The organism is Gaetbulibacter aquiaggeris (assembly GCF_044003965.1).
In the GTDB taxonomy this organism is placed as follows: Bacteria; Bacteroidota; Bacteroidia; order Flavobacteriales; family Flavobacteriaceae; genus Yeosuana; species Yeosuana aquiaggeris.
On sequence record NZ_JBAWKC010000001.1, the window covers coordinates 934560 to 949234 of the forward strand.

Below are 14675 nucleotides of genomic sequence, written 5' to 3' on the forward strand. Positions count from 1 at the left end.
TTTACGTGTATCAAATATGTGCCTCATTAGCTTTAAGATTGTACTGAGCTAAAAGGTTTATTTTACTCTATCACATTTTTATTGCTCTATTTAAAGTTATCTATTGGGTAAATAACTTTATTTTTATCAGTATTATTAATTCAATTCTTTTGAGTCGCTATTAGATTTTTTTTCATCAGACGCTTCCAACATATCATACTTAATTTTAAATCGCGATATAGAACCTATGTTTTCATGTTCTTTTAATTCTGACGTTATGACCGTGATATTCGTGGAGTCCTTCATTCTGAAAAGATATTCCTGAGTGTTTTTAATTAAAGCTTTGTTAAATAGGTTTGCTAGTGAATCAGCAGTTTGTGGTTTCATTAATTGATGCACAGCCTCTTTTATACTTATAGAGTCATTTCCCATTAGGGTTCTCAAATACATTTCAAAATCTGTATCCTCTGTCAAATAATCTTTTTCCGTATCTCTAAAATACTGTTTTCCTAATTCTGAATAAGCAATAGCCTCTCGTTGTAAATCAGGGTCAACAAAATGGTTTAATTCTATTTTTAGACCTTCTTTTTTAGATTCCATTTCCAATAATTTATCCAATTTCCTAAATTGCCTTTCAGAAGGGATTGTATCGGTATAAGTGAATTTCAGCTCTTCAAACTCTTTAGGATCACCATCCACCAAACCTGCTAAAAAGTTAATAGGACTTGCAACGGTTTTAATAATAAGGTTTTTAAAAGTATTCCAAACTATTTTACCAACACTTACTTGGGGGTCGTTTAAATCGCCTCTTACAGGGATTTCCAAATTAACATCACCATTTTTGTCTTTTAATAAAAACAATGCAAATTTTAATGGTAAACTATAAAGCCCGCTTTTATTGTTAGATACTGATACATTTTTAACTAATAATTTATTCTCACTTTTTATGTTTCCATTGGTAATTTTTGATTGTGAATAATAGTAGAAATCCCCTTTTAAAATATTATGCCCTGTATAGTAACTGGAGTAAACATTGATATCAGAAAGTAAAAAATTCTCTATAGTTAAATCTAAATTTAAGTTCGTATAGTCAGATGGGATAAAGCCCAATTTGGCGTTCAAGGTTCCGCGATTATTAAGCAACATTTCAGAATAAATATTTACCCATTCAGCATCACTAAAAATATCTTTAGATTCTGCTGTGACGTCACTTAAATGATAATCAAATCGTTTACCGGTTAAATTATCACTATAGTCTAAAACACCTTTATTCACACTTAAATTGTGAATAGCATAATACATACTAGAGGTAGAATCAATGGCTGTTTCTTCAGGTTCTGGATACAATTTAAAAATTCTAAACATATTATTAGTCACTGAATCCATCTCAAAATAAGCATATGGTTCATATAATTTTAGAGAATCAATAACGTAATGGCTATTATGATAATCAATATCTTTCAGAATACAATCCACTCGAGTTGCTCCCAAAAACTTTTTGTTATTAGCATTGGTCATTACAAAGTCATGGACATCTACATGTCCAGTCACAATAGATTTTACAGGATCATTCGTGTTCCCTTTAATAAGAATTTGACAATTCAGTAGGCCATCAAAACTGTTAACTTCTGAATATTCTAAAACATACTCGTAGAAAGGTTCTAAAAATAAATCCTTTACTGTGATCATGGCATCAAATTCACCATCAACAGGATTTATATTTAAATCAGACTCTAAATAACCGCCGTTTCTAAAATTAAATTTAACATCAGCATTGCTCTTTTCTTTTTGATCCCAGCTAACATATGGAATTATAAATGAAAAATCTTCAATATGAGTTTCTTTCCCAACCGTCTGATTATCGAAAAAGAAATTAGCATCTTTTATTTCTATATTTGATAAGTTATACTTAACAGGCTCTGCCGTTACACTATTATTTGCTGTGGTGTCTTCTGAAGAGGTATGAAAGGTTATTAAATCGTGAAAATTAAAAACTGAATCCTTCATAACCATTTTTACCACAAGCCCTTTTAAGTAAAATTGTTCAATGTCTTTTTCGTTATAAAAGAGTCTAATGGGCTCTAAATCAATTATTAAAGTATCGAACGATGTGAAAACATCTTTTTCATTTTGTTCAAACATTTTAAAATCATAAACTCTAGCGGTACTTGTAAAATAATTATATTTTAAGGTGCCTATTTCAATTTGTCTTCCAACAAATTCCTTACTGATTTTAACCACATAATTTTTTATAATTAGAGGTAAAAAAAATAATAGTAAAAAGACACATCCTAAAAAAATTAAGTGTCCTCTTTTTAATATCTTTATTCTAATGGCCATGTATAAATAATAATTTAAGTCCTAAATTAATGAAGTAAACTTGTTGAAAATCATTCCAGTAGTTTGTAAAATAAACTTAGCTATTTTAATTTAAAAATTATAGATATAATATTTAAAAAGTTTCACCAGCGTTCAGGTAAAATGCTTTGGATTGTTTAACCCAAGCCTGATTTACGATAAGATTGGTTTTTGTAGATTTATCAATTAATATTCGCAACCCCACACTAAAGGCTGGTTGCATCGCATTAAAAAGTTTGACAGTTCTTTCTTTATCGCTAGCAGTTGTAAAATTAGCGAATACTGTACCACTAATGAGCTGGTTACACGTAATAGGAAAAGGGTATTCAGTTTCCCTATAAACCAAATCGTGTCCACTAAATAATCCCTGGGTATACCCACGGCCACCCCGGTTGGTTTTATCCCAACCAATAGAAGGTAAATTAAGATAAGGTAATCTACAATGAGTTAAAAACTGTCCATAAGTCCAAAAAGCCAGAACGTGTTGAAGATTTTTTTGACTTAAAGGAATATAATATTTAAATTCTGTAAATAGAACAGAGCTAGAGGCTTGATTTCTACCAAAATCGGTATTAACCCTATAATTTACATTGCCATACCAGCCGTTATTAGCATTCACCTGATTGTCTCTTGAATCAAAAACAAGATTAAGACTTAAACCATTGACATAGTATTCATAATTATTAAATCCATAATTATTATTATTGTTGTAATGGGCTGTTAGTAGGTTGTTAGTCACATCCAGTTGCTTGTCAAAAATATCGGTATAACCATCTAAATGAATACATGCACCAATATAAAAATCAAGTGCAACTTCAAATGACACAGTCTGATGAAATTTAAAATAATTATAGTTCATGGGTTCTGCCAAAGATTCTATAACAAAATCCTTATCCTCTTTAGATGAAGGAATAATGTCTGTACCTAATCCGTAATTGTTTTGTGAAAAAATATAGTATCTCCAATCACCACTTTAGCATATTTTATTGTCATTTAGCAGTAAATTATTTTTAATATTTACAAGTACTTGTTTATTTGTTGTATACGTTGCTCCAACATTAAAGGATGAGTATCTATCAATATCCTTTTTGCCTTTAAAGGTATATTGTGCCACACCACCATATAAAAAACCAGTAGCAGGAGAGGATCCCATAACAGGGAGCACTAAAAAAAAAATTATCTTTTTTTCGTTGAGATTTTATTTTGTGTGAGGAATCTTTATTTTTAAAAAGATCTGGAAATGATTTTACTTCACACCTTTGAATAGAATCTTTAGGTGATTGAGAAAAAACATTCATAGAAAATAATAACAATAATAAAAGCAAAGTAGGTGAATTCAGGATAAAAGAAAATATGCAAGAGTTTTCATTATTCATGTTTATTTATAATTTATTCCAGTATAAAAATCTTTAGAATCAAAACTCAATAATTGGTATTAAATTGTAAAAATATAAGATAGAATTATATGACTATTAAGTTTTATAATTTTGCGATAAATAATAATTAGCTTAACAAATCAAAGATATCAAAAACATTAGTTTTGGCAATAATAATGAATTGTTTTGTTTGATTCGCACAAATAAATAAAGGATAACCATTTTATAAGCTAGACACTATTAAAAATTGAAAGGCTATTTTATTTAATAAATTTGAATTCAAGAAATAATAAATTTATAATTATAAATTTATAAAAGAAAAGAGGTTAAAGATAAACCTCTTTTCTTTATTACGAACTTGTTAATTACCTTTGACTTTATGAATTGGTATTATTTTTGAGCTAAACGTTAAATAATTAAAAAATAACTATGAAAAAAATAATTATGCTTTTATGCTTTATGGTACTTGTGCCAAAAGGCTTGTTGGCACAAAATGAAAATGCCCAAGATTGGCCAAAGGATATTGTTTCAGGGGAGTATACTATTTCTTTGTACCAGCCTGAAAACACTGCCTATGTAGATAATAAATTAACCTCTAGTTTAGCGTTCGGGGTGAAGAAAGAAGGACAAGAGCCAGTATTTGGCATGCTTTGGACAACTTCTTTACTAGATGTTGATAGAACCAGTAGACGTGCCTCTTTAGTCTCAGTTAACGTTGATGAAATAAGGCTGCCTAACGAAATAAATGAGGGACAAAAGGCAAAATTTCAAAAGTTAATTAATTCAGAAGTGCCTAAATGGGACATTGAATTTTCTTTGGAAGACTTATTAGAGAGTCTTGAAGAAGTAAGTGTCACAACTTCAGAACTAAATAATGCAGCTCCAAAAATCTTATTTGCTAAAGAGCCAACAGCGCTGATTCTGATCGATGGAGAACCTAAATTAAAAGAAGTAGAAAAGGGTTATGAACTTGTTGAAAATACAGGGGCTTTTATTTTAAAAGAGGCCAAAACGAATAATTATTATTTAAAAGGAGGTGATTTTTGGTATCAGTCAAAAGCTGTATTAGGACCCTATTCTACTGTAAAAAAGGTGCCCTCAAAAATAGAAGGTATTTCTAAAAAAGCAGAGCCAGAGGAGAAAGATGACTCAGAATCGGCTGATGAATATTCTGGTCCAGCTCCAAAAATTCTTATAGTGAAAGAACCTTCAGAACTCATTGTTTTTGAGGGTGAACCAACCTACAGCCCAATACAGAATACGAATTTACTATTCGTCGAGAACACTGAAAGTAATATTTTTATGAATATTACTTCGCAAACGTATTATGTTTTGCTTTCAGGACGATGGTTTACTACTAAAGACATTAAAGGGGCATGGAATTATTTAGCTTCAGAAAAGTTGCCGGAAGATTTTAAAAAGATTTCAAGTGACAGTAAAAAGGCCAATGTGTTGAGTAATGTTCCAGGAACCAAGGAAGCTAAGGACGCTGTTTATGATGCTCAAATTCCGCAAACTGCTGCAGTTAAAAAAGATACCAAGGCAACAACGGTCGTTTATAATGGAAATCCAGAATTTAATAATATAGAAGACTTAAAGTTACAATATGCAGTAAATACAGAGAGTTCTGTGTTTAAAGATAAAAACACCTATTATTTGTGTGATAATGCTATTTGGTTTAAATCTAGCACACCAAATGGCCCATGGGCAGTTTCAGAAGATCGCCCTGAGGATATTGAAAAAATTCCTGCAAATAATCCACAATACAATACCAAATATGTATATATCTATGAAACCTCCCCTACAGTAGTTTATGTAGGTTATACCCCAGGGTATTACGGATCTTATGTTTATGGGCCAACGGTAGTGTATGGAACAGGATTTTATTATAACCCATGGTATCGAGGATTCTATTACCATCACCATTATTCATACGGTTTTTCAGTTCGTTATAATCCATATTATGGCTGGAGTTTTGGGTTTAGATTTGGCTCACCTTATTTTTGGTATGGACATTCTTATTGGGGTCATGGTCATCATTATTGGGGACCTCCTTATTACAGACCTCCATATTATCGCCCTGGATATTATGCAAGACCTTCCCGTCCCATTTATACTGGAAGAAGAGGCGTAAGTAATTACAGCAGACCAGTCACAAGGCCAAATAGACCAGTAAACAGACCCTCTACAAGACCTACAGCCAACAGACCTACAACGAGGCCTTCAACAATGCCCGCAACCAGACCTGCCACAAGGCCTTCAACAACGCCCGCAACCAGACCTACAACTAATAGACCTACTACGCGCCCTTCACCAGGTTTTGATAGACCAAGTACAATGCCGAGTAACAGACCTAATTACACCCCTAATACAAGGCCTTCAACCAGACCAAGCACACCAAGCTATCGGCCTGCACCCAGACCTGCAAGTAGACCAGCTGCCAGACCTTCTTCAGGTGTTCGAAGAAGGTAAAAGTTAGAAATTAAAATAAAAAAAAAAGATTGAATAAAATTTATTCAACCTTTTTGGTTTTATTTAGATAATTTTCAATTTTTAAGAAGTAGATGTCTACAAAATATTTTATTTTTATATAGGTTTCAGAAGTGAGCTAAAATACTAACCTGTTTTTTTAAATTCATGATTAAAATATTATTTTATTTGGTTTAACATTATGTTTAACCGTGGCTAGTTACGCCCAGGAGGCAAATAAAGAGGAAGTTAATAAACATCATTTAGCTTTAGTTTTTGGGTATACCCATATTCCAGCGGCTTTTATAGATGGACATTCAAGAGAATCAGTTTATGCTCCCACCATTGGTTTTGATTATATTTATCAATTCAAGGAGAGATGGGCAATTGGAGCTGTGATAGATCTGGAATTCGCAAATTATACAGTTGATTATAATAAAGAAGAGTTAGAGCGAGAAAGACCTGTAATTACCTGGATTTTAGTAGGTTATGAATTAGCACCCCATTGGGGAATTTTTTTTGGACCCGGCGTTGAATTTGAAAAAAATAAAAATTTATTTATCCTTAGAGCTAGCACTGAATACACTTTTGAAATAGGAAATGGATGGGGTTTTTTTCCTGCTTTTAATTATGACTTTAAGAAGGAATACAGTGCTTGGTCCTTAACTTTTGGTATCAGTAGAAGGCTGTAATAATAATTCTATAATTTGAATTAAGAAGAGTAACTTATGAGCCTTTACACATTAAAAATATATGAATAGTTAATTTCTTTAAACGATTCTGGAGTAAATCCATTAATAACAAATATTTGCTGCTATTAATGTGATATTTAAATTTAAACTAAAATTATGTCAGAAACGGATTTAAAAAACCTAAAACCATCTAAGCTTGAAAGAATTTTTCAGTTGAAATCTTTTGCTATAGTTATTTCTATACTTACACTTTTTTGCGGCATTATAGCCGTAGTTATGGGGACCATTCGTTTAGTTAAAAGTATATTAATTTTACTTGGTTTACATCAAGGGCTGGCCGGCATTTATTTGATTGAAGCAGTAGATACGTATTTGTTTTCTTTAGTTATTTTGGTGCTTGGTGGCGGTATTTTTAAGCTATTTGAGGGCAACGAAAACACTTTTAAAGACAGTGCTATTTTTTCTAAGATAAATGGTTTTATGCACTTAAAAATTTTGCTTTGGGAAACTATATTGTTAACACTTACGGTTTGGTGTGCACTTAACTTTTTTGTAGATTCTCATAACTTGCAATACGAACAGCTTATTTTACCCATAAGTATTTTATTATTGTCTTTAGCATTAAAATTTATAAAAGGAAAAAATCATTAATGTGATTATTATTTAATGCGTAGTGATTTGATTATGTAACAATTAGGGTTGGTTATAATTGCAAGACTATTTTTCTAAAAACAGATACTTTCGAGATAGTATTGTTAAACATGGCATATAGTTGAATTTCAATTTTGGCTGGATTATGACTTTACTGCTATATTCAACAGAACATAAACTAATAATAAATACAACCATTTCAATTTAAGATTGTGAATTTATAAGGGAAATCCTAAAAAACAAGAATTAAATTTTATGATGAAGATGGATTTTAAAAACTTTGTTTTTATGTTTTAATTTTCTTTAACTTTAATTAAAGTTTCAACAATAATGCCTAAGAGATTATTAATTTTTTTACTTTCTTTTATATGGTTTTTAAGTTATGCACAACAAGGAAATTATAAATTCAATAATTTTGGAAACAGATCTATTTTGTTGTCTGGTAATGTCACCGGAAGTGTAACAGATTTAGGATTGGCGTATTATAATCCTTCCAGATTAACCGAGATTGAGCATACCGGATTTGCTTTTAATGCTAAAGCTTACCAACTTAGTTCGTTGAAACTTTCAAATTTATTGGGAGAAGAGTCTAAAATAAGGTCAACTAATTTTGATGGTGTACCATCTATGGCAGGTGGAACTTTTAATCTTTTCAATAACCGCTTTGCATATTCATTTATATCCAAATCTAGAACTGATAACGTTTTAGGATATGGCAGTGATGTTATTAGTGAGGCCATTTTAGAAATATATCCGGAGACTGAGTCTTATAGAGTAAATGTTTTGCTCAAAACAATAGTTAAAGATGATTGGGTTGGATTAACATGGGCGAAGAAAGTAAAACCTAATTTCAGTTTAGGAGTGTCATTATTTGGGTCCGTATATAAATATAGCGGAGGTAGTAATTTAGATCATACTATTGTGTCAACTTCAAATAATGTGGCATTTTATCGAAAATCTATTGGATTTAACCAAGAATCTTATGGGTTAATTATAAAAATGGGAGGGAATTATCATTTCTCAAAATTTGATGTGGGCCTTAATATTAATATTCCTTACCTTGAGGTTTATAATAAAGGAAGCTTTTTATATAACGAAGTAATCGCAGGAGCAGATTTTGATCAATTTTATAATTATGATTTAAAAAATTTAAATGCTCAAAGAAAAGAGCCACTGGGTATTTCTGTTGGTTCTGGTATTTCAATTGGCAGGAGTAAATTACACGTTAACCTAGATTATGTTACTGGTCTTAAATATTATGATAGAATAAGTATTCCTAATATTGATACAGGAGAAGAAAATACTACCCCAGTTTTATTCGAAGAAAGTAGAAAAAGTGTATTAAATTTTGGTGCAGGTTTAGAATTATATATACATGATAGATTTAATGTTTATGGTAGTTTTACTACAGATTATAATGCCTTTATAAAAAATACCAATATTTTTGATTTATCAAGTAACGGTAATAGAGATGTTAATATTGGGGAAGATTTTATCCAATATAGTGTTGGGATTGACCTGAAATTGCGATGGGCTAGTGTCATTATTGGGGCCAATTATATAAGTAGTTCCAATGAATTCTTAACTCCACTTAGCTTAGTAAAAAGTGAAACTGAAAATGGTAATTATGCCAACACGAAGCTTGATTATAACAGATGGCAATTTGTGGTGGGATTTGAGATTCCTTTTTTAGAAAAATTAGATTCAAACAATGGGAAAGAATAAAAAGGCAATTTGCTTAAATAGAAATAAATGGCCTTTTTAAATAAGCTATAATATAATTAGTATTCCAGTGATTTCATCATTTCATCCACATATTTTTTGAAGTTTTAAAAGCATCTTTAGGATCGCCTAGGTTAGTATTAACGACGGCAATTAATTGTTGTTCACTAGATTCATTAAGATCATAGGCAACAGTTTCTAAAACGTACTTAATATTACGTTCTTTTATAATAAGTTGTCCCTGCAATTTGACCTCCAAAAGAATCATAATATGAGCCATAAGCATAAGGATAGGAATAATAGTTACAGAAACTACTGCTATAACCGGGATAGAAATTGGAATAAGCGGCACCCATATAAAGGCTATTGTAACCCTTAGTTGTTTGTTGTTTATCCTTTACAACAGTAATTATAATCCCGTCATAACCTTTGCTCTCTAAGAGGCTTTTTATAAAAGCAACACGCCCTTCACTCATATATTTATTTGGGTAATTTTTTTGGAGCTCTGGCATAACTTTCTGTACCTTTTATAGCTTTGGCCTGCAATTGATTTGCAATTTCCATTTCAAAAGCAATTCTGGACTGATCGTTATTTGTTCTTGCCAAAACGATAATATTTCTCTTTTTAAAATCTTCAACATTTGGTTTGTCTGCTTTCTAGGCATTGGCCATTTTTACTGTTGAACAAGATTGAAATAGGATTAAAAAATATTGGCAGTAAGGCCCGTTTTATGAGTCATAATAACGTGTTGAATTATAATAGTATGTAAAATTTTTAATTTTTAAAATTTGGGTCAATTATTTTTTATCAAAACTTTTGCCAATAGCTTTAACATATTCTTTAGCTGTCTAAGCCATAATTTAAAAGATAATTTTTATCACTTTTTAACAGGTACAAGAGAACTGGATGATCTTTTGGTATGGTAAATTAATAACCTCCTCAACATCTTCTAAAAAGTTCGATATCATTCCTTTTGGGGTCAGTTGTTTTTTTATTTACACAGTGTTTGTTATTTAGTTTTTTTTAAGTTTTAAGTTTTTTTAGATAAATCTAATTTTTTTAATTTAAAGAAATTTTCTTGATGACTTATTTAGTTTTATTTATTATGAAATAATTTGATATTATTTGTCTCATATTTGTGTCTTTTTAAGTCAAACCCTTATTAATGCTACGAAATTACTTTATGTATCGAAATAGAGTTTTAGGATATCATTATAAAAATCAAAAAAAAATGTTAACTGTATTGTCAACTAAAAAAATAATAACCCTTGTATTCATTTGTTTTACAAGGGCTATTTGTGGAGCCAAAAGGAGTGATATCGAACAATTTTTATGATTTATTATTATTAAAATAAATCCAATCAATTTTAAATGAATTATTGACTAATAATATTTCGAAAAATGTTAGACCAGAAATAATAGACAGTGAAAAGTAATTAATTTAGATCTGCTAAAAATTGACGATAATTTCCCTCCATAAACCTCGGAGGGTATTTTGTGCTAAGGACTTTTTGTAATTCTTTATCTTCCCAAACAATATTTAATCCAGCTTGTTGGTTTAGTTCATAACCATCATCTCTATCACTATAGGTGCAAAACAAATAATCTGTTTTATGATGTTCTTTAAAAAATCGTAAAAATGCAGTAGCTATGTAATAATAAGTATAATTGCAATCAGCTGAAATATCATAACTATAAAAAATAGGTTTGTCAAACTTTCTGAAATCAACTAAGTCACTTTCATTTAAGTCTTTGTTGTGTATTGTTCTATTCCTTAATTTTTGATATGTACTTTCTTTTAATGGTAGAATTATTGAATGGCCGGAATAAAACCCAGATTCACTGGTTAAAATATTATTTAATTCCGGCAATAGAACAGTTGCTTGTTTTAAGAGACCTTCATTCAAGATATGACTGTCTTTTTCAGCTTTTTTAATAAATTTTCGCAAATATTTATTATCATAATCAAAATCAATGGGTCTTAATTGTTTTGATATTAAATTTATGTGCTCTTTAAACCATTTTGCTTTTGGTAAATTATTTGTTATCTCATCTAAAGAATATTTTCTAATTTTAAAATCATAAAAAGTTGGAATTGGTACTTTAGCATTCAAATTACGTATTAATTGATAAGGTATTAAAGTTTCAAGAACAAAATCTTCTTCTTTATCTGAACTAATTAATGTTAAATCTTTCTCCCAACGTTGCACAGTCCTTAAATCTACCTTGATATTATTTGCTAAATCTAATTGGGATAATTTATAGAATTTTCTATAATCAATTAGTAGTTCACCAAAGGAATAATATCGTTTCATTAGTCAATTTTAATCAATGTAAATATAATAAAAATTGAAAATGACTCAGATGGTGATTTTAGAAAGACTCAAATCATATATTTTAAATAACAGGGACCTCAATAGTTAAGTAAATATCTTGCCCATTCTCATCTTCACCTTGGTAAAATTTAAAAATATAAGGTTCAGACTGTAGGACTTGTACTGGTATTGAAAATGTAGTTTCAGTAATGATCTCTGCACAAGCAACACCATCATCTACATGGGCAATAGGATAAACAAGTCTTGAGGTTCCTTCATAGAAATAATCAAATTGACCATAATGATAATAACAACTATTTGGTAATTCTATGGTGACATTAATTCGATAAGTCTGTCCGTAAATAAATTCATCTGGAAGGTCTGCATTTATTACACCTACATATTCTAAGTGATAGTCGTGGTTGTTATCATCGTCGTTGCTACATGATGATGCAGATAAGGCAAGAGCAACAATCATAATTAGTAAATACTTGAAATTTTTCATATTATTTGTTTTAGGTTTCCACAAAGATATCAACAAAAAAAGATTTTGAATACGACACAGAATGTCATAGTTATATGTTTCACATAGATTTAATTTTGCAAAACAAATTATCAATTCTTTAAATGATTTTATATAAACTAAAAGAACTTGAATGTGCTTTACAATTTACTATTATTAAAAGTAAAAGGAAAGTTAAAACTATAAATAAACTTAAAAATTTATTTTTAGAAGTTGATCAAAAAAATGAACTGATACCTGAAAACTCATTAGATGATATTACAAACCTTTTGAAGCTTATAAAAGGTAAAAACTTGTCGGCAAAAGAGAAAGAAATTCTGATCGAAATTTTGAAGGAATAATTTACTCGCATAAGGACAAACACTCAAATATAAGTCAAGAGGTCTAAAAGCGGTAACAGTCTTGATAAGTATTCTGTAAAGTTTTATTGGAAGATATGACATTAAGTGTCGCATGTTAATTACTATTTAAGAAATAATTTTGTCTTAATAAAACAAAAGTTACGTATCATGAGTTACTTGAAAGAATTAACGATGTTTTGAGGTTTATCTTGCAGATAGACAAGAGTTTAGATAATAAAAAAAGAGGACAATTTTCAAATAAATTGAAGTTGTCCTCTCTGGTGGAGCCAAAAGGAGTGATATCGAACTATTTTTATGACGATTTAAATATTTTGAATAAAAAAACCCTCTAAATTTCTTTAAAGGGTTTAAGGTTCTAGTGTGGAGCCAAAAGGAGTGATATCGAACTATTTTTATGATGATTTAAATATTTTGAATAAAAAAACCCTCTAAATTTCTTTAAAGGGTTTAAGGTTCTAATGGGGAGCTCAATGGCGATGAACTACGTTTTCGAAAATTTAAATATATTAATTAAACCGAATCTTTTTTATTCTATTATTGGTATAATAGTTTTTTATGTTATATTTGTGTAATCGATTACATTTAATTATTTTATTATGACAAATTACAGCTTCAGATATGCAATAAGCCCTAAAGATTTAAAAAGGTATGATACCATTGATTTAAGAAACGAATTTTTGGTACATGATCTTTTTGTTAAGGATAGTATTCAATTGACTTATTCTATGTATGATAGATTTATTGTTGGGGGAATTATGCCCGTAGATCAAAGCTTGAAACTAGAGACGATTCCATATTTAAAATCCGAAAATTTTCTTGATAGAAGGGAATTGGGAATTATAAATGTTGGAGGTAAGGGTAAAGTAACGGTTGATGGGATTGAATATGTATTAAATAAAAAGGAAGCCCTTTATGTAGGGCAAGGATGTAAAGAAGTGGTGTTTTCAACTGCAAAAGGCGGTCAGGCTTTATTTTATATAAATTCCGCTCCGGCGCATAAAAAGTTTCCAACAAAACAGGTAAGCCAAAAAGATGCTGAAATAATTCAGCTTGGTGAAGAAAAGTATGCAAATAAGAGAGTTTTAAATAAACTAATTGTCAATAGCATTGTTGAAACTTGTCAACTTCAAATGGGTCTTACAGAACTTTTGCCAGGCAACGTATGGAATACGATGCCTGCGCACACTCATAACAGAAGAATGGAAGCTTATTTTTATTTTGATTTAGAAGCTGGTCAAACTATTTCCCATTTTATGGGTGAGCCACAAAATACCAGACACATTTTTATGCAAAATAATCAAGCGGTATTGTCTCCTGAATGGTCCATACATTCGGGTGCAGGAACTTCAAATTATTCTTTTATTTGGGGTATGGCCGGAGAGAATTTAGATTATAGTGATATGGATATTTGTCCACCGAATGAATTGAAATAATTAAGATGGATTTATTTAGTTTAAAAGGAAAAAGAGCTCTCGTAACAGGTGGTACCCATGGATTGGGTATGGCCATGGCAGAAGGTCTTGCAGTTGCTGGTGCAGAACTTATTATTACAGGGACAACACCTACAAAAATGGATGATGCCTTGAGTTACTATAAAAGAAAAGGGTTCAAAGCTTATGGGTATTTGTTTGATGTTACAAATGAAAAAGTTGCCAAAGAAAACATATCCAAGATTACTAAAGAAATTGGAGAGATTCATATTCTTGTAAATAACGCTGGAATTATTAAAAGGGAATTGGCTATTACCATGCCGGTTGAAGATTTTAGGAGAGTAATAGAAGTTGATTTAGTAGGGCCTTTTATTATGTCACAATTGGTGGCTAAACAAATGATAGATCGCAAGGAGGGAAAAATTATTAATATATGCTCCATGATGAGCGAACTAGGAAGAAATAGTGTTAGTGCCTATGCGGCTGCCAAAGGTGGTTTGAAAATGCTTACCCAAAATTTAGCCACAGAATGGGCCAAATATAATATTCAGGTAAATGGAATTGGTCCTGGGTATTTTGCTACAAGTCAAACAGAGCCTATTCGTGTAGACGGGCATCCTTTTAATGAGTTTATTATCAATAGAACACCTGCTGCCAGATGGGGTAACCCTGAAGATTTAGCAGGAGCGGCTGTTTTTTTAGCTTCAAAAGCCAGTGATTTTGTTAACGGACAAGTTATTTATGTTGACGGCGGAATTTTGGCAACTATTGGGAAACCTTCAAATGAAGATTAATAT

General features: G+C 30.6%; 14 protein-coding genes. 7 read left to right on the forward strand and 7 right to left on the reverse strand.

The features are described 5' to 3' along the window. Positions 1-135 precede the first annotated feature (135 nt). From V8G56_RS03875 to V8G56_RS03885, 3 genes are all read right to left on the reverse strand, one after another. Positions 136-2319, reverse strand: a complete 2184-nt coding sequence (locus V8G56_RS03875; protein WP_395437144.1) for a DUF748 domain-containing protein — start codon at positions 2317-2319, stop codon at positions 136-138. A gap of 112 nt (positions 2320-2431) precedes the next feature. Then, complete coding sequence (locus tag V8G56_RS03880; protein WP_395437145.1) at positions 2432-3163, reverse strand: BamA/TamA family outer membrane protein; 732 nt, start codon at positions 3161-3163, stop codon at positions 2432-2434. A 147-nt stretch (positions 3164-3310) separates the two neighbouring features. Continuing rightward, positions 3311-3490: a hypothetical protein gene (locus V8G56_RS03885; protein ID WP_395437146.1), complete on the reverse strand. Its 180-nt coding sequence runs from the start codon at positions 3488-3490 to the stop codon at positions 3311-3313. Between the two features lie 652 nt (positions 3491-4142). Between V8G56_RS03885 and V8G56_RS03890 the strand changes: the two genes are divergently transcribed. The 4 genes from V8G56_RS03890 to V8G56_RS03905 all read left to right on the forward strand — a co-directional run bounded on the left by V8G56_RS03890 (position 4143) and on the right by V8G56_RS03905 (position 9250). Further along, positions 4143-6185 (forward strand): hypothetical protein, encoded by a 2043-nt coding sequence (locus V8G56_RS03890; protein WP_395437147.1) that lies wholly within the window; start codon positions 4143-4145, stop codon positions 6183-6185. 209 nt (positions 6186-6394) lie between these two features. After that, positions 6395-6874, forward strand: a complete 480-nt coding sequence (locus tag V8G56_RS03895; protein WP_395437148.1) for a hypothetical protein — start codon at positions 6395-6397, stop codon at positions 6872-6874. Positions 6875-7030: 156 nt separating this feature from the next. After that, a complete protein-coding gene (locus V8G56_RS03900; RefSeq protein ID WP_395437149.1) occupies positions 7031-7525 on the forward strand; it encodes a YqhA family protein in 495 nt (164 codons plus the stop codon). Between the two features lie 330 nt (positions 7526-7855). Further along, positions 7856-9250 carry a hypothetical protein gene (locus V8G56_RS03905; protein ID WP_395437150.1) on the forward strand — a complete coding sequence of 465 codons (1395 nt, stop codon included), beginning with the start codon at positions 7856-7858 and terminating at the stop codon, positions 9248-9250. Between the two features lie 212 nt (positions 9251-9462). Here V8G56_RS03905 and V8G56_RS03910 read toward each other — a convergent pair whose 3' ends face one another. From V8G56_RS03910 to V8G56_RS03925, 4 genes are all read right to left on the reverse strand, one after another. Further along, on the reverse strand, positions 9463-9759 hold the full coding sequence (locus V8G56_RS03910) for a hypothetical protein (RefSeq protein ID WP_395437151.1): 297 nt from the start codon (positions 9757-9759) through the stop codon (positions 9463-9465). After that, a complete protein-coding gene (locus tag V8G56_RS03915; RefSeq protein WP_395437152.1) occupies positions 9728-9853 on the reverse strand; it encodes a hypothetical protein in 126 nt (41 codons plus the stop codon). Before V8G56_RS03915 ends, V8G56_RS03910 begins: the two co-directional genes overlap by 32 nt. Positions 9854-10684: 831 nt before the next feature. Then, a complete protein-coding gene (locus V8G56_RS03920; RefSeq protein WP_395437153.1) occupies positions 10685-11563 on the reverse strand; it encodes a hypothetical protein in 879 nt (292 codons plus the stop codon). A gap of 82 nt (positions 11564-11645) precedes the next feature. Then, positions 11646-12068: a hypothetical protein gene (locus V8G56_RS03925; RefSeq protein WP_395437154.1), complete on the reverse strand. Its 423-nt coding sequence runs from the start codon at positions 12066-12068 to the stop codon at positions 11646-11648. 122 nt (positions 12069-12190) lie between these two features. On the opposite strand from V8G56_RS03925, the gene V8G56_RS03930 reads away from it, so the two are divergent. The 3 genes from V8G56_RS03930 (at position 12191) to V8G56_RS03940 (ending at position 14672) form a co-directional block, all read left to right on the forward strand. Further along, entirely contained in the window at positions 12191-12427 is a 237-nt protein-coding gene (locus V8G56_RS03930; protein WP_395437155.1) for a hypothetical protein, read from the forward strand. A gap of 617 nt (positions 12428-13044) precedes the next feature. Continuing rightward, positions 13045-13881: a 5-dehydro-4-deoxy-D-glucuronate isomerase gene (gene kduI / locus V8G56_RS03935; RefSeq protein WP_395437156.1), complete on the forward strand. Its 837-nt coding sequence runs from the start codon at positions 13045-13047 to the stop codon at positions 13879-13881. A 5-nt stretch (positions 13882-13886) separates the two neighbouring features. Then, positions 13887-14672: a gluconate 5-dehydrogenase gene (locus tag V8G56_RS03940; protein WP_395437157.1), complete on the forward strand. Its 786-nt coding sequence runs from the start codon at positions 13887-13889 to the stop codon at positions 14670-14672. Positions 14673-14675: the final 3 nt, after the last annotated feature.

Excerpts from the sequence above, each read along its gene's own strand:
- V8G56_RS03920 (WP_395437153.1), bottom strand. The coding sequence starts at position 11,563 with ATGAAACGATATTATTCCTTTGGTGAACTACTAATTGATTATAGAAAA.
- V8G56_RS03900 (WP_395437149.1), top strand. The coding sequence starts at position 7,031 with ATGTCAGAAACGGATTTAAAAAACCTAAAACCATCTAAGCTTGAAAGA.
- V8G56_RS03885 (WP_395437146.1), bottom strand. The coding sequence starts at position 3,490 with ATGGGATCCTCTCCTGCTACTGGTTTTTTATATGGTGGTGTGGCACAA.
- V8G56_RS03925 (WP_395437154.1), bottom strand. The coding sequence starts at position 12,068 with ATGAAAAATTTCAAGTATTTACTAATTATGATTGTTGCTCTTGCCTTA.
- V8G56_RS03940 (WP_395437157.1), top strand. The coding sequence starts at position 13,887 with ATGGATTTATTTAGTTTAAAAGGAAAAAGAGCTCTCGTAACAGGTGGT.
- V8G56_RS03930 (WP_395437155.1), top strand. The coding sequence starts at position 12,191 with ATGATTTTATATAAACTAAAAGAACTTGAATGTGCTTTACAATTTACT.
- V8G56_RS03890 (WP_395437147.1), top strand. The coding sequence starts at position 4,143 with ATGAAAAAAATAATTATGCTTTTATGCTTTATGGTACTTGTGCCAAAA.
- V8G56_RS03910 (WP_395437151.1), bottom strand. The coding sequence starts at position 9,759 with ATGCCAGAGCTCCAAAAAAATTACCCAAATAAATATATGAGTGAAGGG.
- V8G56_RS03875 (WP_395437144.1), bottom strand. The coding sequence starts at position 2,319 with ATGGCCATTAGAATAAAGATATTAAAAAGAGGACACTTAATTTTTTTA.
- kduI (WP_395437156.1), top strand. The coding sequence starts at position 13,045 with ATGACAAATTACAGCTTCAGATATGCAATAAGCCCTAAAGATTTAAAA.
- V8G56_RS03905 (WP_395437150.1), top strand. The coding sequence starts at position 7,856 with ATGCCTAAGAGATTATTAATTTTTTTACTTTCTTTTATATGGTTTTTA.